At 32.2% G+C, this 1,305-nt stretch carries 1 protein-coding gene and 1 pseudogene; both read left to right on the top strand.

Annotated features, from left to right (window positions below; all coding sequences use genetic code 11):
• Positions 1-762: pseudogene (locus JQC92_RS22290) on the top strand (DUF262 domain-containing protein); the annotation flags it as partial.
• A complete protein-coding gene (locus JQC92_RS22285) occupies positions 762-1,190 on the top strand; it encodes a HEPN domain-containing protein (protein ID WP_205001717.1) in 429 nt (142 codons plus the stop codon). The pseudogene JQC92_RS22290 and the gene JQC92_RS22285, both read left to right, overlap by 1 nt.
• The last annotated feature ends 115 nt before the right edge of the window (positions 1,191-1,305 follow it).

Below are 1,305 nucleotides of genomic sequence, written 5' to 3'. Positions count from 1 at the left end.
CTTCTGGAAACGCTCACTAAAAACAAATTTGCTTTTGATATTTATCACCAGAGTTGGACTTCCTGCTCTGGCGAGCTCGCTTGTATTTGTGACTTTAGATCATATAGATCTGATCAGTCCCTAGATTCTACAGTTGACCAGCAAGTTAAATATGACATTTTTGAACGTTTAAACTCTGGCTCAGTTAAGTTAGAACCTCAAGAGTTGAGAAATGCAACTTGTAGAGGACCATTTAAAGACTTAATAAAAAAACTATCAAAAAATGCGACATTTACTGAATTAGCTAATCTAGAAGTTGAAGGTAAGCGAGTTCAGAAAATGGAAGATGAAGAGCTTGTGTTAAGATATTTTGCACTGACTTATCAAGATGCGTATATGGATTATAAAGGTGGTTTTAAAAAGTTTTTGACAATTAGCATGACGCAATTAAATGAACTAGATAATGCAGAAATTGAAAAACTTAGCAATGAATTTAGTTCTGTTATGAAATTAATTAAAAGCAAAGGACAATTGAATCCATTCGCAAAATTTAAAGTGAATGAGCAAGGTATACCTGAAAGAATGTCAAAATTTAATTCAGCTGTTTATGATGCTGTTGTCGCAGTTTATAGAAAGTGTTACTTAACTGATAGAGATATTTCAAGTGATGATATAACGTCATTATTTACAGACCCTGCTTTTTTTGATGCATGTCAGGGTAGTGTTAATGATGTTTCAAAAACTCAACTACGAATTAATATGGCAAAAGATTTAGTAAAATAATGAGTACATTTGTAAAGGAATATATAGAACAGTTAGAAACACAGTGGAAAGAAGTTGATGTTTTAATTGAGTCAGCAACTGAATGTGAACATTCGAATTTAGAGCTATTTAACGCAATGTGTCGTTCTACATCAGTTTTAATTGTTGCCCATATGGAAGGTTTTATTAAGGATCTTACTAAAAATCTTATAAGAGATATTAATGTAAATCTAGAATTTAAAGAGTTACCTCGTTCTATTCAGAATACCTGCTGTCAAGGGTATTTAGGTTTTGAACCATCAGTTATACCTAAATATCAAGAGGCAATATCAGATATGATTCAACATTTGACAGAGTGTTCAGGATATAAAGTCTCACCAGAACCATTTTTGTTTGATAAAAATAGAAACCCAAAACCTGATTCAATTCAAGCTGTGTTCAAGAGCTGACTCTTCTACACAAATATTATGGAAATTGAACTTATTATCGTTTCGTTGATCTGATCAGTAAATTACACTAGATAAGGCAACGCATCATGTCAATTTTCAACCAAGATCTATGGTC

This window comes from Parashewanella hymeniacidonis, from assembly GCF_016900895.1.
Lineage (GTDB): Bacteria > Pseudomonadota > Gammaproteobacteria > Enterobacterales > Shewanellaceae > Parashewanella > Parashewanella hymeniacidonis.
This window is presented reverse-complemented; position numbering and strand designations above follow the sequence as displayed.